This window comes from Streptomyces sp. NPDC031418, assembly GCF_055581605.1.
This window is the reverse complement of record NZ_JBVIJC010000012.1, coordinates 20,200-37,217: the sequence shown is the minus strand read 5'-3', so window position 1 is coordinate 37,217 and position 17,018 is coordinate 20,200. Positions and strand designations below refer to the sequence as shown.

Annotated in this window: 15 protein-coding genes; 14 read left to right on the top strand and 1 reads right to left on the bottom strand. The window is 71.9% G+C overall.

Translation table 11 applies throughout. From position 1 onward, the window contains the following. The first annotated feature begins 3 nt into the window (after positions 1–3). A complete protein-coding gene (locus ACZ5CZ_RS19330) occupies positions 4–198 on the top strand; it encodes a hypothetical protein (RefSeq protein ID WP_468944281.1) in 195 nt (64 codons plus the stop codon). A gap of 60 nt (positions 199–258) precedes the next feature. Here ACZ5CZ_RS19330 and ACZ5CZ_RS19325 read toward each other — a convergent pair whose 3' ends face one another. Then, positions 259–822: a CGNR zinc finger domain-containing protein gene (locus ACZ5CZ_RS19325; RefSeq protein ID WP_450786850.1), complete on the bottom strand. Its 564-nt coding sequence runs from the start codon at positions 820–822 to the stop codon at positions 259–261. A 194-nt stretch (positions 823–1,016) separates the two neighbouring features. On the opposite strand from ACZ5CZ_RS19325, the gene ACZ5CZ_RS19320 reads away from it, so the two are divergent. The 13 genes from ACZ5CZ_RS19320 (at position 1,017) to ACZ5CZ_RS19260 (ending at position 16,979) form a co-directional block, all read left to right on the top strand. Next, on the top strand, positions 1,017–1,574 hold the full coding sequence (locus ACZ5CZ_RS19320; protein WP_468944277.1) for an alpha/beta fold hydrolase: 558 nt from the start codon (positions 1,017–1,019) through the stop codon (positions 1,572–1,574). A 113-nt stretch (positions 1,575–1,687) separates the two neighbouring features. Further along, positions 1,688–3,109 (top strand): DEAD/DEAH box helicase, encoded by a 1,422-nt coding sequence (locus tag ACZ5CZ_RS19315; protein WP_468944274.1) that lies wholly within the window; start codon positions 1,688–1,690, stop codon positions 3,107–3,109. Positions 3,110–3,927: 818 nt separating this feature from the next. Further along, entirely contained in the window at positions 3,928–4,671 is a 744-nt protein-coding gene (locus tag ACZ5CZ_RS19310) for a glycosyltransferase family 2 protein (protein WP_468944271.1), read from the top strand. A 158-nt stretch (positions 4,672–4,829) separates the two neighbouring features. Further along, positions 4,830–5,195, top strand: coding sequence for a hypothetical protein (locus ACZ5CZ_RS19305; RefSeq protein ID WP_468944269.1), 366 nt, complete (start codon positions 4,830–4,832; stop codon positions 5,193–5,195). Then, the gene (locus ACZ5CZ_RS19300; protein ID WP_468944267.1) at positions 5,192–5,920 is read left to right on the top strand and encodes a polysaccharide deacetylase family protein; all 729 of its coding nucleotides are present in this window, start codon (positions 5,192–5,194) and stop codon (positions 5,918–5,920) included. Before ACZ5CZ_RS19305 ends, ACZ5CZ_RS19300 begins: the two co-directional genes overlap by 4 nt. Beyond that, complete coding sequence (locus ACZ5CZ_RS19295; RefSeq protein WP_468944264.1) at positions 5,917–7,008, top strand: glycosyltransferase family 4 protein; 1,092 nt, start codon at positions 5,917–5,919, stop codon at positions 7,006–7,008. The genes ACZ5CZ_RS19300 and ACZ5CZ_RS19295 overlap by 4 nt, the downstream gene beginning before the upstream one ends. After that, a complete protein-coding gene (locus ACZ5CZ_RS19290) occupies positions 7,005–9,335 on the top strand; it encodes a hypothetical protein (protein WP_468944262.1) in 2,331 nt (776 codons plus the stop codon). Before ACZ5CZ_RS19295 ends, ACZ5CZ_RS19290 begins: the two co-directional genes overlap by 4 nt. Next, positions 9,332–10,486: a glycosyltransferase family 4 protein gene (locus ACZ5CZ_RS19285; protein WP_468944259.1), complete on the top strand. Its 1,155-nt coding sequence runs from the start codon at positions 9,332–9,334 to the stop codon at positions 10,484–10,486. Before ACZ5CZ_RS19290 ends, ACZ5CZ_RS19285 begins: the two co-directional genes overlap by 4 nt. After that, a complete protein-coding gene (locus ACZ5CZ_RS19280; RefSeq protein WP_385842265.1) occupies positions 10,474–10,944 on the top strand; it encodes a hypothetical protein in 471 nt (156 codons plus the stop codon). The genes ACZ5CZ_RS19285 and ACZ5CZ_RS19280 overlap by 13 nt, the downstream gene beginning before the upstream one ends. Continuing rightward, entirely contained in the window at positions 10,941–12,278 is a 1,338-nt protein-coding gene (locus ACZ5CZ_RS19275) for a lipopolysaccharide biosynthesis protein (RefSeq protein ID WP_468944257.1), read from the top strand. The genes ACZ5CZ_RS19280 and ACZ5CZ_RS19275 overlap by 4 nt, the downstream gene beginning before the upstream one ends. After that, the gene (locus tag ACZ5CZ_RS19270; RefSeq protein WP_468944255.1) at positions 12,275–13,408 is read left to right on the top strand and encodes a glycosyltransferase family 4 protein; all 1,134 of its coding nucleotides are present in this window, start codon (positions 12,275–12,277) and stop codon (positions 13,406–13,408) included. The genes ACZ5CZ_RS19275 and ACZ5CZ_RS19270 overlap by 4 nt, the downstream gene beginning before the upstream one ends. Next, positions 13,405–14,667, top strand: coding sequence for a polysaccharide pyruvyl transferase family protein (locus ACZ5CZ_RS19265; protein WP_468944253.1), 1,263 nt, complete (start codon positions 13,405–13,407; stop codon positions 14,665–14,667). Before ACZ5CZ_RS19270 ends, ACZ5CZ_RS19265 begins: the two co-directional genes overlap by 4 nt. After that, a complete protein-coding gene (locus ACZ5CZ_RS19260) occupies positions 14,664–16,979 on the top strand; it encodes a glycosyltransferase family 4 protein (RefSeq protein ID WP_468944251.1) in 2,316 nt (771 codons plus the stop codon). Before ACZ5CZ_RS19265 ends, ACZ5CZ_RS19260 begins: the two co-directional genes overlap by 4 nt. Positions 16,980–17,018 lie beyond the last annotated feature (39 nt).

Genomic DNA, 17,018 nt, shown 5'->3' with positions numbered 1-17,018 from the left:
GACATGAACAAGGAACTCGCGACGGACGCCGCCGCGGCGGCAACCCGGCGCGCACGGTACGGCGCGCTCCCCGACCGCGTCCGCTTCGAGGACATGGTCGAAGAGGTGAAGACCGCTCAGACCGGCGCCGACGCCTCGTACGCCCCCGAGGGCTCATGGACGTACTACTCCTGCCTCGCCCTCGACCTGGGGCTGTAGACGCTCCCCGAGGTGTCCGGACACCACGCCCGTCGGACGGGCGCGCCCCACGCCGCCGGATCAGCTTCCGGCGGCGACGGACGTCGTCCGCTTCCGCGCCCGGTAGGCCGCCGCCTTGATCTTGTTGCCGCAGGACTCCATGCCGCACCACTGCCGGCGCATGCCCCGGGAGCGATCGATGTAGACCCGCGTGCACTCGGGGTTGCCGCACTCCTTGAGCAGCGGGACGTCCGGCCCGCTGAGCAGTTCGACGGCCTGCCGGGCCACGGTGGCCAGTGCCTGCCCGGGGGTCGCGTCGGTGTGCCGGCCCGCCATGGTGAGCTGCGGCGTCGCCGGGGCCTGGCGCGCGGCGGCGTTGAGCACCGCGAGCGCCTGCCGGTCGAAGTCCTCGCCGAGGCGGCGGTCGGTGACGAGCCGGTAGACCGCCTCGCGCACCGCGACCGCCTCCCGGACGTCGTCCTCCCCGGCGGGCGTGATCGCGTCCACGAGCCCGGACTCCAGGTACCAGGCGGCGAGCCGGTCCGGCGTCGCGAACATCTCGAACCGGGCCGACCGCCGGGCGCGCAGCGTCGCCGCGAAGTCGAGCGCCGGGTGCCCGCACACGAAGACATGGTCAAGATTCACATCACCATTTTGACAGGTGACTGCGGCGAGGAGCAAGGCGCGGCATGGCGTCCACGGGCGATCCACATGGGCAGGATGTCCTTGGCGTCCGGCGGCAATGCCCTTGCTGTGCAGGCGAGTTGGGAGCCCTTGGGTCCCGAGACCGCGAGGGGGGAGCGGGGCACCACCGGCAACCTGGCGGCGGAGGGGGTCCTATGCTGATCGACTTCGTTCCGGACCGCAGTCTGTACCCTTTCGAGTCGCGTTGGTTCGACTCGTCCGCCGGCCGGGTGCACTACGTCGACGAGGGGACCGGGCCAACGATCCTGTTCTGCCACGGTGCTCCGGCGTGGAGCTTCGTCCACCGCCACATCGTGCAGAAGCTGCGCGACCGGTACCGGTGTGTCGCCGTCGACCACCTGGGTTTCGGACTGTCCGAACGCCCCGCCGGCTTCGGCTACACCGTCGCCGAGTACACCCCGGTCCTCGGCGAGCTGATCGACCACCTGCGACTCGACGGCTTCGTCCTGATGGGACACGACTGGGGCGGTCCCGTCGGTCTGGGCGCGGCCACCGCCCGCGCGGACCGAGTGAGAGGGCGCGTCCTGGGCAACACCGTGTTCTGGCCCATCGACGCGATGGCGAACCGGGCCTTCAGTGCGCGCATGGGAAGCCGCCGGATGCAGCGGCGCATCCTCGACGTAAGGCCGTGGTCTGCGTGTATTGGCCTGCGGTGTGATCGCGGGAGGCCCGAGCGGCGTGCCCTGTGCTAGCGTTGCCCGTTTGCGGCGTCGCTGTGCCGGTGCTCCGTTCGGAGTCACTCTGGCTGGTGGCCGCGTCCCTGCCGCGCCTTCCCCGGTACGGTCCCTTCGGAGGAAGGCTCTCTGTGAGCGAATCAGCACGCGCCGATGCCCGGCACCAGAACGATGTGTCCGAGGTGACGAGCGCCACTCCGGCAGCGCGTACGGCGGTGTCCTTCGCGGAGCTGGGATTGCCGGCCGAGATTCTGCGGGCGCTCGACGAACACGGTGTGACCGTGCCCTTCCCCATCCAGGCGGCGGCGCTGCCGAACGCGCTCGCGGGACGCGACGTCCTGGGCCGGGGCCGCACAGGATCCGGCAAGACGCTCGCCTTCGGCCTGGGGATGCTCGCCCGGACGGCCGGGCGGCGGGCGCAGCCGAAAGAGCCGCTGGCGCTCGTTCTGGTGCCCACCAGGGAACTGGCGCAGCAGGTCGGTGCGGCGCTCACCCCGTACGCCGAGGCGCTGCGGCTGCGGCTTGCGACCGTGGTGGGCGGTGTGTCCATCGGACGGCAGGCCGCCGCGCTGCGGGACGGCGCCGAGATCGTCGTCGCCACGCCCGGTCGGCTGCACGACCTCGTCGGGAGCAAGGGCTGCCGGCTGGGACGGGTGCGCATCACGGTCCTGGACGAGGCCGACCAGATGTGTGACATGGGGTTCCTGCCGCAGGTCACCGAGATCCTGGACCAGGTGCGTCCCGACGGGCAGCGGATGCTGTTCTCCGCCACCCTCGACCGCGACGTCGACCAGCTGGTGCAGCGCTACCTGCACGACCCCGCCGTCCACTCCGTGGACCCTTCGTCCAGCGCGGTCGCCGCGATCGAGCACCACGTCTTCGTCGTGCACGGCCCGGACCGGTACGCCGTGGCCACGGAGATCGCCGCTCGGGACGGCCGCGTCCTGCTGTTCCTGGACACCAAGCACGGCGTCGACCAGCTCACGCGGCACCTGCGGGCCAGCGGCGTGGCCGCCGCAGCCCTGCACAGCGGGAAGGCCCAGCCGCAGCGCACCCGGACCCTGGCGCAGTTCAAGGACGGGCAGGTCACCGCGCTGGTGGCGACGAACGTCGCCGCACGCGGCCTGCACGTCGACGACCTCGACCTCGTGGTCAACGTCGACCCGGCCACCGACCCGAAGGAATATCTGCACCGCGCCGGCCGCACGGCCCGTGCAGGCCGCTCCGGCACCGTCGTGACACTCGTCCTGTCGGGACAGCGCCGAGAGACGAGCCAGGTCATGGCGGACGCCGCCGTCGATCCCAAGGTCACGAAAGTGCGGTCCGGCGAGGCGGAACTGAGCCGGATCACCGGCGCCAGGGCCCCCTCCGGAATTCCTCTCGACGGCGGCCCGGCCGCACCGCGCCCCAAGAACCACAACGCCCCCTTCCGCGGACTGGGCAGCACCAAGGACACGAAGGGCGGCTCCGGCAGCAGGTCGTCCCGGAAGAGCGCCGAGGCCCGCAAGCTCGCGGAGGCCCGCAAGTCGGCCCGGGTGCGTCGCGGCGCCTGAGATTCAGCGGCACGACTACCCGCAGTCCTGGAAGCCATCCGGGCGCCCCGCCTCGGCCTGGGCCGGCCGCGCACCCGGCCGGAGAAGGCCTGCGCTACCGCAACCGTAAGAAGCGTGGCTCGCGCGGCGGTTGGAAGGTGACGTTCCCATCAAGCTGACGTGACATCACCGGTTGCGCTGGGCGTAATCCCTGGCCAGAGCTATGTAAAATTCAAGTAATCGGCGGAGCCGATCCGACGCGTCCGTCGTCGGGGTTGCCATGGCCTACCTCACCCTGAACTGGTATGGACCACGAGTGGTGGCGGGTTCTGATGTCACCTTGGGAATTGGAACCCGACCTGCGACAACGTGACGCGTGCCGACAGGCGGGGTGTGTTCGTTCCGGTTGCGCCCGTGGGGCGTTCGACGGGGGCGGGTGCCTGCGGCACGACGTAACCGGCCACCGGGCACCGTATTCACATCTTGGTCACACATCTTCCCTTCCCTCTGCACATTGATATGGTCACCTTCCGTTTCGGCGATGAGGGGATGCCGGAGCGCCGAGAGGGGGGCATCAAGTCGCTGGCATCCGGCCCGCGTTCAGCGCGGCTCGGCTGAGACGGCGTCCGCATCGATTCAGGCGATGTGGTCGGCTTCACTGAATTCTTTCTGACATTCCGGGTGCTGGGGAGCACCCATATCCGCGCGGCAGAGTCCGCACGCTCGACGACGCCATTTTCGGGTTGCCCGGAAACGGCATTCCGTCCTGCGGCGACGGGCTTATTCAGGCTGCCCGCAGACTCCGTTCTTCTATGCCTAGGGGGGCTTTCATGAAGGCGTTGTCCATTGTCATACCCGCACTCAACGAGGCGGCCAATCTGCCTGCGGTGATGGAGACCGTCCCGGTCGCCGAACTCGCCGCAGCCGGCTGGAGCACAGAGGTCGTCGTGGTCGACAACGCGTCGACCGACGGCACCGGCGACGTGGCACGCGAGCTGGGCGCCCGAGTGGTGCATCAGCCGGCCCGGGGCTATGGGAACGCGTACCACGCGGGGTTCCACGCGGCGGCCGGCGACGTCATCGCCACCGGAGACGCGGACCGCACGTACCCGTTCGACGCACTGCCGGAGCTGCTGGCGACGCTGGAGGAGCACGACATCGAGTTCATGACCACCAACCGGCTGGGCCGGGAGAACGCCGCGGCGATGAAGCGCTCGCACACCATCGCCAACCGCGCCCTCAGCGGGGTGAGCCGCATGCTGTTCCGCAACGGGCTGCGCGATTCGCAGTCGGGCATGTGGGTCTTCCGGCGTCACGTGTGGCAGGGCATCGACGTGCGGTCCACCGGTATGGCCTTCTCGCAGGAGATAAAGAACGCCGCCACGCTGGCCGGTTACCGCACCCTGGAGGTGCCGATCGAATACCGGAAGCGGGGCGGCGAGGTGAAGCTCAACGCACTGCCGGACGGCATGGCCAACCTGCGCCAGTTGTTCCACCACCGCTTCCGCAGATCCCTTGTCGTGCCGACCGTCTCCCTGCCCCCGCAGCCATCCGGCGTGGAGGGACTCGGGACCATCGCATGAGCCGACTGGTCGACGCGCCCGTCCGGCGGTCGGCGGTGCCCCCCGCGGGGCACCGCCGCCGTCGGCGGACGCGTGCCGCGCGAGGGCGCCGGAACCGCGCCGTCGCTGCCATAGCTGCCCTGCTCGTGCTGGTGACGGTCGCGTGCACCGTGCCGTGGGTGCGACATGAGCTGCGCGCCTCGTTCACCCGCCTGCCCAGCACCTACACGGAGTTGTACTTCGACGGCACCCCGGACGTCGTGCACGGCACGGCCGTGGTGCCGGTCACCGTGGTCGCGCACGGAGCCGCCCCGCGGACGTACCGGCTGCGCGTCTGGCTGGCCACGGCGTCCGGCCGTACCGAGACCTCCCGCACAGTCGGCCTCACCTCGCGCCCCGAGGTGCCGCTGCGGACGACAGTCCGGCTGCCGTACCCCCGCGCGGGGCACGGCGCGGCGGCGCGCACCGTGGTGCACGTCGCCCTCCTGGGGCAGCCTCAGACGCTTCACTACACCCTGGACGACACACCGGAGGGCACCTCGTGACGCAGCGCCAGATGGTGGTCACCACGAGCTGGGACGACGGACACCGGCTCGACCCGCGCCTGGCGGATCTGCTGGCCCGGTACGGAATACCGGGAACGTTCTACATCGCGCCCCGCAATATCGAATTCGCTCCCGCCGACCGGCTCCCCGCCGAAGGCATACGGGAGTTGGCCGCGCGCAACGGCGTCGAGATCGGCGGGCACACCCTCAGCCACCTGAGGCTGCCGCTGATCGAAGAGGCAGCGGCTCGCGAGGAGATCAGCGCAGGGAAGGCCGAGTTGGAGGGCATACTCGGGAGCCCCGTCGTCAGCTTCTGCTACCCGCGCGGCGAGTACCGTCCGGTGCACATACGGCACGTCGCCGATGCCGGCTTCCACCTCGCCCGCACCGTGCGGCGCAGTTCCCTGGCCACGGGTCCGCTGCTGGAGATGACCACGACGGTCAATGCCTACGCCCACCGGGTCGACGTCCCGCTCGCCCTGCGTCTCGCCGGCGGCAGACCCGGCCGCGCGGCCCAGTTGTACCTGCACTGGGACGAGTTGGCGATCCACTGGTTCGACCTGTGCCTGGAGCGAGGCGGTGTCTACCATCTGTGGGGGCACAGCTGGGAGGTCGAGGCGCGAGGCGACTGGGCCCGGCTCGAGCGGGTGCTGGACCACATCGGCGGCCGGTCGGACGTTCGCTATGTCACCAACGGAGCGCTGACCGGGGCAGGTGTCGCATGAGCACGGTGCTACAGATCACCCCCTACTACCCGCCTCACCTGGGTGGACTCGAACGGGTCGTGGAGAGCCTCGCCGCGGGCCTCGCCGAGCGGCACGACGTGCGCGTGATCACGACCACCATCGGCTCCGAGGGCGCCCCGCGCCTGAGCCGGGAGGGTGGGGTCGGCGTCGTACGCCATCGGTCGCTCGAGGTCGCCCACACGCCGATCGCTCCCGGCATGGCCCGGACTCTGCTGCGCAGCCCGCGCCGTTCGGTGCTGCACCTGCACTCCGCGCACGCACTGCTGCCGGAGATGGTCGCCCTGCTGGCCCGGCTGCGCGGACAGCGGTTCGTGCTCCACTTCCACCTGGACGTCGACGCCTCCGGTCGGCTGGGCTGGTTGCTGCCCGCCTACAAGCGGCACGTCTTCGGGCGGGTGCTGCGCGCCGCCGCCGCCGTGCTGGTGCTCACCCCGGCCCAGGCCGACTTCGTCACTGCCACCTACCGGGTGCCCGCCGAGCGCATATTCGTCGTTCCCAACGGGGTCGGCGCCCAGTACTTCATGCCCGTACGCGAGCCCGCCGAAGGCACCCTCGAATTGCTCTACGTCGGCCGGCTCAGCTCCCAGAAGCGCGTCGACCGGCTGCTGGAGTCCATGGCCCTGGTGACGCGGCCGGTGCGGCTGCGCATCGTGGGCGACGGTGAGGACCGTGCCGAACTCACGGCCCAAGCCGACCGGTTGGGTCTGAAGAACGTCCGCTTCGACGGGCCGGCCCTGGGCGCGGACCTGGTGCGTGCCTATGCCGATGCCGAGGCGTTCGTGCTGCCGTCCGACAAGGAGGGGATGCCGCTCGTCGCCCTGGAGGCCATGGCCGCCGCCCTGCCGGTGATCGCCACGCGCGTTCCCGGCACCATCGAACTCCTCGACGGCGTCGGCCTGTTGGCAGAGCCCGACCCGGCCCGGCTCGCCGAGGCCATCGACGCGATCGCCGCCGACCTCGGGCTCCGGGCGGACCTCGGGCGGCGCAGCGCAGAGGCCGCCCGGCGCCACCGGTGGGACGCGGTCGTCCGCCAGGTCGAGGACATCTACACCGAGGTGCTGTCGTGAACATACGCTCCTGGTCCGTCACCACGGCCTTGGTGGCGGCCCTGCTGGAATGCGTGCCGGGCACCCCGGTCGTGTTGCTGGTCCCTGCGGGGCTGTGGCTGCTGCTGGGAGCACCCACCCTGCTGTTCACCGCGCTCACCGAGCGGGCGCTGTCGACCCGGGACGGACGCGTGCTCGTCGGACTGGGTCTGAGCGTCGTCGGAGCCCTTGCGCTCCTGCTGGCGCTCAACACGCTGCTGCCCGTTCTCGGCGAGGACCGGCCCTTGGAACGGGTGCCGCTGGCCCTGGCGGCGGCGCTGTACGTGGTGACGCTCGCAGGGGTGTCGGCGTGGCGCGCCTCCGTCGGATGGCGCTCACTGCTGCCCGGGGCACCCCTGCGCGGCGCCCGCCCGCCGGTCTCCCGACCGGTGGGGCTGGCCCCTGTCGGCGGCCTGGGCGCGCTCGTCCTGGCGCTGTGCGTCGCCGGCCCCGTCCGCCTCAACAACGGCCTGGGTGGCGGCGTCGCCGTCACCGCGCTGGTCGTGGTCACCGCGCTGCTGGCGCTGCTCATCGCGCGGCGAGGCCGGTACACGGTCGGCGTTCTGGAGCTGGGCCTGTGGTGCGCGGCCGCCGGAATCCTGCTGCTGACCAGTCTGCGCGGCTGGTACATCACCGGGCACGACATCCAGCGCGAGTACGAGGTCTTCCGGCTGGCCGCCGACGCCGGGCGCTGGAACATCGGCACCTTCCGCGACCCGTACAACGCCTGCCTGAGCATCACCCTGCTGCCGGCCGCGCTCACCAGGCTGACCGGCGTAGAGGGCACCTACGTCTTCAAGGTGCTGCTGCCGCTGCTGTTCGCGCTGACACCCGTACTGGTGTACCGGTCCGTGCGGAACACGGCGCCGCAGATCGTCGCGCTGCTGTCCGCGGTGTACCTGATGATGTTCCCGACCTTCTTCACGGACATGACCTTCCTGGGCCGGCAGGAGGTCGCGTTCTTCCTCATGGGCTGCGCGACGGTCGTGGTCACCGACACCGCCCGGCCGTTCGCGCGACGTCGTGCCCTCTTCACGGTGCTGGTGGTCGGCATCGTGCTGTCGCACTACTCCACCACCTACGTCCTGGTCGCCGTCCTGGCCCTGGCGCTCGCCGCCGATCTGGCCTGGCGGCTCCTCGCCCGACTGCGCCGTCGGCGGCCGGCCGGGCGCGGATTCCTGACGTGGTGGATGGTGGCCGCCACCGCCGCGGCGGCGTTGGTGTGGTCAGGACCCGTCACGCATACGACCGGGCAGCTGCACAGCACCCTGTCGCTGACCGCGCGGGAGCTGACCGGACAGCGTACCGACACCGCGTCCTCGGACGTGTCCTACAGCCTGTTCAGCGGCGCGTCGGTCAGTGCCGAGCAGCGGCTCGTCGACTACCGGGCCGACGTCGTGCGGCAGACCGAGAGCGGTCGGGAGCAGGGCGTCTACCTGCCTCTGAAGACCATCGACCGGTATGCCGTCCCCGTCGTCTCCGAGCAGGCGAGGCTTCCCCTGACCGCTGTCGGACGTGCCCTGCGGGCCGCCGGCGTCGACGTGGCGGCGGCCAACGGTCTGCTGCGCGCCTGCGCCGCCGCCCTGCTCCAGGTACTGCTGCTGGTCGGTCTCGCCCTGGTCCTGTGGCCCCGGCGCACCGGACGCCTGCGTGCCCGGCCCGGCTTCCGGCCGAGCCGCGACCAGATCACGCTGTCCCTGGGCATGCTCGGCGTCATCGCCCTGCTGACGGCGCTGCCCCAGCTCTCCGTCGACTACGGGGTGCTGCGCGCCTTCCAGCAGGGTCTGTTCTTCTTCGCGCCGTTCGTCGCCGGCGCCTCGCTGTGGCTGTTCCGCTGGGCGCGTCGATGGGCGGTTCCGGCTGCCTGCGTACTGGCTCTCGGCCTGCTGCTGGACCTGACCGGGGTCGTACCCGAGGTGCTGGGCGGCTACCCGGCGCAACTGCACCTGGCCGACTCCGGGCAGTACTACGACATCTACTACGTCCACCCCGAGGAGCGCACCGCCATCCGCTGGGTGCAGTCCCGCGCCACCGAGGCACAGCGGGCCGACGTCCAGTCCGAGGTGCAGACCGACCGCTACACCTTCAGCCGTCTCCAGTCGCTGATCCGGGGCCGCGCGCAGAACGACATCTTCCCGGTGCTGGTGGGCTCGCGCACCTATGTCTTCCTCGGCACGACCACGGTGACCAAGGACCAGGCCACCACGTTCTACCGCGGGGACCTGGTGACGTACCGCTACCCGATCGGGCTGCTGGACGTCACCAAGAACAAGCTGTACAGCAACGGGGGAGCGGAGATCTACCGATGAAGCGCGTGCTGCTCGTCAGCCACTACTATCCGCCGCACATCGGCGGCATCGAGAACGTCGTCCGCAACGAGGCCGGTCACCTGCGCCGGGCCGGCGTCGAGGTGACGGTGCTGACCAGCGGTGCCAGGACCGTCACCGAGGACGACGACGGGGTGCGGGTGGTGCGCATCGCCGCCTGGAACCTCCTGGAGACGCGGGCCGGCGTGCCGTTCCCTCTGCTGTCGCCGCGGGTGTGGCCGACCGCCGTGCGCTGGGCCGGCTGGGCCGACGTCGTCCACGTGCACGACTGCCTGTACGTGACCTCGTGGGCGGCGGGCCTGGCGGCGGGGCTGACCCGCACTCCTCATGTGCTCACCCAGCATGTCGCGGTGGTCGAACACCCTTCCCGCGTCGTGCGCGCCGTGCAGCGCGGCGTGTACCGGCTGGCCGGACGGGGCCTGCTGCGGCGGGCGCGGCGGGTGCTGGTCGTCAACGACCGAGTCGCCGAATTCGTCACCGACCACGGCGCACGCCCCTCGACCGTTCGTCTCCTCGCCAACGGAGTCGACACCGACACGTTCCGGCCGCCCGCCTCGGACCAGGAACGCCGGGCCGCCCGCTTGCGCTTCGGCCTGCCCCAGGACCGTGTCCTGGTGCTGTTCGTCGGCCGGCTGGTGCCCAAGAAGGGCTACGACCTGCTGTTGGCCGCCGCCGACCCCGCCTACGACCTGGTCTTCGCCGGCGACGGCAGCGTCTCCACCAGCGACCGGCCCGGCGTACACCACCTCGGCGCCCTGCCGCCGGAACAGCTGGCCGAGCTGTATCGCGCGGCGGATGTCTTCGCGCTGCCGTCCGCCGCCGAGGGATTCCCGCTCACCGTCCAGGAGGCGATGGCCTCCGGCCTGCCCGTCGTCACCACCGACGACCCCGGATACGCTCCTTACGGCCTGGACCGCACCCGGGTCCGGCTGCTGCCCCGGGAGGTGCCCGCGCTGCGTTCCGCCCTGTCGGAGCTGACCGGGGACGAGGAGCTGCGCGCTGCCATGGGCCGCTACTCCCGTACCTGTGCCACGGAGGGCTTCGCCTGGCCGGAGCACACCGTCCGGCTCCGCGCCCACTACATGGGCGCCGACGGATCGCCGACCCGGGAGGCGGCGGCGTGCGGCGGGTGAGCCGGGCGGCGCTGGAGACCGCGCTCGTCCACGGGCTGCTGGGCTGGCTGTACGTCGCCGCCGTCGCCGCCGTACGGCCGTCCGATCTGACCGTGCCGATCAGCTCGCTGGTGCCGGTGCGGCGCGACACGTTCGGCGCCGCCTGCTTCGCGCTGTCCGCGCTGTCGGCGACGCTGCTGCACACGACCACCGGACGCTGGTGGCTGCGGACCGGCCCCCGGCGTGGCCTTCGGGCGGCACTGCTGCGCACCGGCACGGTCTACGGCCTGCTCATGTGGGCGTACCTGTGCGTCAACTCCCTCACCCACCCCGAGACTCTCGCCCGCCCGCTCACCCACTTCGCCGACGTGCCCCGGGAGGGGCAGACTGCGTCGTGGACGTTCGCCGTGACGGCGGTGACCCTGCTGCTCGCCCGGGCGCAGGCCCGGCTCGACCGCCCGGCAGGAGAGCCCGTATGAGTCTGACCGCCCGCCCTGCCCCGCCCCAGCAGGTCGTGGCCCGCCTCGCCCGCGCCCGGGCCATGGTGCGCGACCCACTGATCGCCAACTCCCTCTTCCTCATGGCCACGACCGCGCTGGGCGCGGGTGCCGGATTCGTCTTCTGGATCCTGGTCGCCCGTCTCTACCCGGCCGCCGACGTGGGCCGCGCCTCGTCGCTGCTGTCGAGCCTGTCCCTGTTGTCGTACTTCAGCCTGTTCGGGCTCAGCTCGACCCTGGTCCGGCACCTGCCGACCAGCGACCGGCGGGTGGAAGAGGTCAGCACCGCGCTCAGCACCGTCGTCGTATGCTCCTGCGCCATCTCCGGCGGTTTCGTGCTGCTGGTGCCGTGGGTGGCGCCCGAACTCGGCTTCCTGCACGCCTCGTTCTGGTACGCGGCAGGCTTCGTCGTGCTCGCCGCCGGCGCGGCCGTCAACCTGCTCACCGACTCCGTCTTCGTCGCCTTTCGCGCGTCCCGCGTCAACCTGGCCGTCAACGGCGTGCTGATGAGTCTGGTCAAGCTCGCCCTGCCGGTGCTGTTCGTCTCCGCGGGCCCCTTCGGGATCTTCGCCGCCAGCTCCGTTGCCTCCACGGTCGCCGCCGCGGCCAGTGTGCTCGCCATCCGCCGCAGCCTGCGCCTGAAGGTCCGGCCGAGGTTCTCCTGGCGCACCTTCCGCGCCACCCTCGGCTACTCGCTCGGCAACTACCTGTCCGGCAGCCTCAACCTGATCCCGCAGATCGTGCTGCCGATCGTCGTCCTCCAGACCCTCGGGCCGGTCCCCGCCGCCACCTACTTCGTCGCCTTCCAGATCGCCAACCTGGTCAACTCGGCCTCCTACGCCATCGGCGAGGCTCTGTTCGCCGAGGGCTCCCAGCACGGCGTCGCCCTGGGCCCGGTCGCCGTCCGCTCGGGCAAGGCCATCGCCCTGGTCACCGTCCCCGCCGTGGCACTGGTGACCGTCCTGGCCCGGCCCGTCCTGCACGTCTTCGGATCCGCGTACGAGGCCCACGGCACCACCGCGCTGACGGTCTTCACGCTCGGCTCCCTCGCCGTCGCCTTCAACACCTGGGTCAGCTTCCTGCTGAAACTGACCCGGCAACTCGTCGCCATGGTCGTGTCCAACGTGGTCCTCGTCGCCGTCGTCCTCGCGGTCGCCCTGACCCGGCTGCACGAGGGCCTGCCGTGGGCCGGAGTCGCCTGGGGCGTCGGCAACCTCGCCTCCGGAGCCGCGGCGGGTGTCGCTCTGCTGACCCGCAGGCGCGCACTGCACACCGGACGGCACCGGCGCACCGGGAAGGAACAGAGCACCGCATGAAGATCCTTCAGATCGTCAACATCGGCCACGAGGCGGGGGGCGCCGAGAAGAGCGTCCGCCTCATCGCCGACGGCCTCGGCGCGCGCGGCCACCGCGTCCACGTCGTCGCCACCGACCTGCTCGCCGAGGACCGTGAGGTGTTCGCGGACCACCTCGTGCCGGCCATTACCGGCACCGCGCCACGCCGTTTCGCCCGCAAGCTGTTCTACCAGCGCGCCCACCGCCAGGTGAGCGCCGTCGTACGCGACTTCGCGCCCGACTGTGTCCATCTGCACACCATCGGCGAGTTCAGCCCCGCCGTCCTGGACGCCACCGCCCGCACCCGGCGCGTGCTCACCGTCCACGGCCCGGAGGACTGGACCCGCGACCTGCTGCGGTGGAACCTGCCCAGCGCCCCCGACGGCCGGCTCTCGCCCGCCGACACCGCCCGCTACGCCTACCTGCGGTACGTGCAGCGTCCGGCGTACCTGCCACGACTGCGCCGCCTGGACCGGGTCCTGGCCCCCAGCGCGTACTTCGCCGCAGCCGTTCGCCCCGACGTCGGCCCCCGCGTCCCTGTGCACGTGCTGCCCAACGGGGTCCCCGGCACGGTCGTCGCACAGCCGCTGCGCGAGCGTGACCATGTGCTGTATGTCGGGCGGCTGGACCGCGTCAAGGGCGTCGACGTGCTGCTGGAGGCGTTCGCGCGGCTCGGCCGCGGTCGGCTGACCGTCGTCGGCGACGGCCCCGACCGAGCCCGACTGGAGGCACTCGCCGGTCCCCGCGTCACCTTCACGGGCTGGCAGGCGGCCGACGCCGTGGCCCGGCATCTGGTGGGGGCGTCCGTTGTGGCGGTGCCGTCGGTGTGGCCGGAGAACTTCCCCACCGTCGCCCTGGAGGCCCTGCGCACCGGACGCCCCCTGGTCGCCTCTCGAGTCGGCGGCCTTCCCGAACTGGTCGGGGACGACAACGGGGCACTGTTCCCCGCCGGGGACGCGGCCGCGCTCGCCGCCGTACTGGACCGCCTGCTCGGCGACGGCGAGACGCTCGCCCGCATGGGCGCGGCGTCGGCGGCACGGGCGCATCGCTATACCGTCGAGGTGTTCCTCGACGGGCTGGAACGGCATTACGAAGAGGTGGTCGGGGAATGAAGGTCGTCATAGTGGACGCTTTCGACCGGGGGAATCGTGGCGACGCGGCTCTGCTGAGCGTGGCCGTCCAGCAGGTGCAGGAGGCTTTTCCCGGTGCCCATGTGCTCGTGGCGGCGTTCGAGGACCCCGCCACATGGCCGGAGTTCGAGGGCGTGCGCAACATCGGCTCGGTGCGCCGCTACGTCGGTGAGGAGACCGCGGGACGTGCGGCGAGGGTCGCACGCAAGGTAGCGGTCCTGGGCCTGGGTGCGGTCGCCGCGCTACCGGGTGGCGGGCGGCTGGCCTCCGGTCTTGCCGTGCTGCTGCCACAGGAGATGCGAACCGAGATCCGGGCGGTCATGAGCGCCGATCTCGTGCTGTCCGTGGGCGGAGGTCACCTCAACGCCCGCCCCGACCTCCCCTCCGACCTCAACATCGCCTTCCTCCTGCTGCCGCTGTGGCTCGCCCAGCGAGCGGGGGTCCCCACGGTGCTCGGGCCGCAGTCGTTCGGGCCGTTCCCGCGCCGACGGCAGCGGTGGATGGTCCGGCGGGTGGTGGGCCGGGCCGTGGCGGCCGTGGCCCGAGAGGACATCAGCGTGGCCCGGCTGGCCGAGGCCGGGGTCACCGAGCCGACCGTCCGACGCGGCGTGGACAGCGCCTTCGCCTTCCACAGCCGGTCCCGGCGGCCTTGGCGGGCCGAGCTGGGCGTGCCCGGGGATGCGCGGCTCGTCCTGGTCACGGCGCGCCGGCACCTGCCGGGCCGTCAGCAGGAGCGTTACGAGGCGGCCATGGCGGGCGCCGTGCGGCGGGTTCTCGACGACGGCGGTCACGTCGTACTCGTCCCGCAGGTCACCTGCGCCTTCCAGGGCGACGACGACAGGCCGGTCAACGCTCGTATCGCCGCGCACGTGGGCCCGCACCCGGCCCTGCACGTCCTGGACGACGCCGGAATCGACCACCACGACGTGCACGCCCTGTACGGCACCGCCGACTTCATCCTGGGCACCCGCTTCCACTCCGTCATCTTCGGATTGACGTCGGGCGTGCCGTGCGCCGCTGTCGAGTACGACCACAAGACGCGCGGCATCATGGCGGACCTCGGACTGGAGGAGTGGGTGGTGCGCATGTCCGACGCACAGGGCGCGGTCGTCGCCGACCTGCTCGACCGGCTCCTGCTGTCCGGCGACGACTACAGCAAGCGACTGCGGGCGGTTCTGCCCGCCTACACCGCGCAGGCCGGGGACTTCGTCGGCGTACTGCGCACGGCGGTGGCCCGGTGACCGCGCACGCGCCCACCACACCGACGGTGCTGCTGGCGACGCCGTACCTGCCGCCGTCCCTCGGCGGGGTGGAGCAGTACGTCTGGCACCTCGCCCGCGAACTGGGCGCCCATCACGGGTACCGGGTCGTCATCGCGACGACGACGGGCGGGCCGATGGGCGGTCGGCCGGGCCGCTCCGAGGACGGGCCCGGCGGTTGCGTCGTGTACCGACTGGAGGCCCCTGTGATTCTGTCGCGCACGCCCGTCGGCGCGGGCTGGCGGCGGCAGCTGCGGCGGATCATCGAACGGGAGGGCGTGGACCTGGTCAACGGGCACGCACCGGTGCCGCTGTTCGCGGACGCCGCGGCCCGGGCCGCCGGGGACACCGGCCGGCCGTTCGTCCTGACCTACCACACCGGGCGCATGCGCAAGGGCAGGCCCACGACCGACGCCGTGCTGGTCGCGTACGAACGGACCGTGCTGGCCGGGACCGCGCGACGGGCCCGCGAGGTCATCTGCTCGTCCGATTACGTGGTGGCCGACCTCGCCCGCCTCTTCGCGGGCCGCGCGACAACGATCCAGCCCGGCGCGGATCTGGACCTGTTCACACCAGGTCCAGTGCCGGCCGAGCCCGGGGTGCTTTTCGTCGGCTCACTGGAGCAGCACACCGCCTACAAGGGCCTCTCCGAACTTCTCGCCGTCGTCGCGGAGTTGAGGAAGCAGGGGAGTCCCGTACGGCTGGAGGTCGTCGGCGATGGCACGGCGGCGGGCAGCTACCGGAGCACCGTCGACCGGCTCGGACTCGGCGGCACGGTCACCTTCAGCGGGCGGTTGCACGGGGCGGACCTGGCCGCGGCCTATCGGCGCGCCCGGGTCCTGGCCCTGCCCACGTCCTACGACAGCTTCCCCAGCGTCCTGGTGGAAGCGATGGCCGCCCGGCGCCCCGTCGTCACCACCCGCGTCGGCGGCATCCCGAGCCTCGTCCGGCATGAGGACAACGGTCTGCTCGTCGCGCCGGGGGACCGCACCGGACTGCGCTCCGCACTGACTCGGGTGCTCGCCGATGACGCCCTCGCCGACCGGCTCGCCGCGGCGGGGCTGGCCCACGTCCGCAACACGCTGGGCTGGGGGAGGCAGGCGACCCGCACCGCCGAGGTTTTCGCCCGAGTGCTCGAGGGCCGCAGGCCCCGCACGGTCGCGGTCGTCGCCCCCTACTACCCGCCCGAGATCGGCGGTGTGCAGAACTACGCCGAGCGGGTCGCCACCGCGATCGCCGGGGACCCTGCGCTGCGGTCCGTGGTGATCACCACCAACCCGGCGGACCGGCGCACCGGCGTCACCGTGGAGGACGGCGTGCCTGTCGTCCGGCTCGGCACCTGGGCTCGCCTGTCCAACACCCCGCTCAACCCCCTGTGGCCGTTCCAACTGCGTGGCTGGCTGCGGCGGATGCAGGTCGACGTGATCAACACCCATGCGCCGGTTCCCGGCCTGCCCGACCTCGCGGTCGCTCTGCGCGGTCGAAGGCCCGCCGTGGTCACCTATCACGCCGGCTCGATGCTGAAGGGCGAGGCCGCAGCCGATCGGGTCATCCGCTGCTACGAACGTCATGTGCTGCCGCGGGTGTTCGCCCGGGCTCGGGCGCTGGTCGCCGTCTCCCCGGTCTCCTTGGCCGCCCGCCGCCCCGGCGCCTTGCAGATCACCCCCGGTGTGGACACCGACCGTTTCACCCCCGGCCCCCTGCCGCCGTCCCGGCGCCCCCGCACAGTGGTGTACCTGGGCCGCATGGACCGCACCTCGTCCTGGAAGGGCGTCGACGTCCTCCTCGACGCCGCCGCACAACTCCCCGACGACGTCACCCTCACCCTGGTGGGCAGCGGCGACGCCGTCCCCGACCACCGCGCTCACGCTGAACGGCTCGGTATCGCCGACCGCGTGCACACCCCCGGCCAGTTCACAGGGGACGACCTGGTGGGGGCCCTGCAACAGGCCGCCGTCGTCGTCCTTCCGTCCAGGAGCGAGGCCGAGTCCTTCGGCATGGTCCTGATCGAGGCCATGGCCTGCGGCACTCCGGTGGTCGGCTCGGATGTCGGTGGCATCCCCCATGTGATCGACCCCGGCACCAACGGTCTCCTGGTCCCGCCGGGCGACCCAGCCGCCCTCGCCGACGCCCTGGTGTCCCTCTTGGGCGACGGCCGCCTGGCAGACCGCCTCGGTGCGACGGGCCGTCAGACCGCCGTCCAACGGTACGCGTGGCCGGCGCTTACGGCCCGCTATGTGCGGCTGTTCAGGGAAGTGAACGCGGGGGAGCGTGAGCTGTCCCGAGTTCGGTGAGCACGCTCAGTGCGGAGTGACTCCGGGCTCTAGGGTCCG

Excerpts from the sequence above, each read along its gene's own strand:
- ACZ5CZ_RS19330 (WP_468944281.1), top strand. The coding sequence starts at position 4 with ATGAACAAGGAACTCGCGACGGACGCCGCCGCGGCGGCAACCCGGCGC.
- ACZ5CZ_RS19320 (WP_468944277.1), top strand. The coding sequence starts at position 1,017 with ATGCTGATCGACTTCGTTCCGGACCGCAGTCTGTACCCTTTCGAGTCG.
- ACZ5CZ_RS19295 (WP_468944264.1), top strand. The coding sequence starts at position 5,917 with ATGAGCACGGTGCTACAGATCACCCCCTACTACCCGCCTCACCTGGGT.
- ACZ5CZ_RS19285 (WP_468944259.1), top strand. The coding sequence starts at position 9,332 with ATGAAGCGCGTGCTGCTCGTCAGCCACTACTATCCGCCGCACATCGGC.
- ACZ5CZ_RS19275 (WP_468944257.1), top strand. The coding sequence starts at position 10,941 with ATGAGTCTGACCGCCCGCCCTGCCCCGCCCCAGCAGGTCGTGGCCCGC.
- ACZ5CZ_RS19270 (WP_468944255.1), top strand. The coding sequence starts at position 12,275 with ATGAAGATCCTTCAGATCGTCAACATCGGCCACGAGGCGGGGGGCGCC.
- ACZ5CZ_RS19265 (WP_468944253.1), top strand. The coding sequence starts at position 13,405 with ATGAAGGTCGTCATAGTGGACGCTTTCGACCGGGGGAATCGTGGCGAC.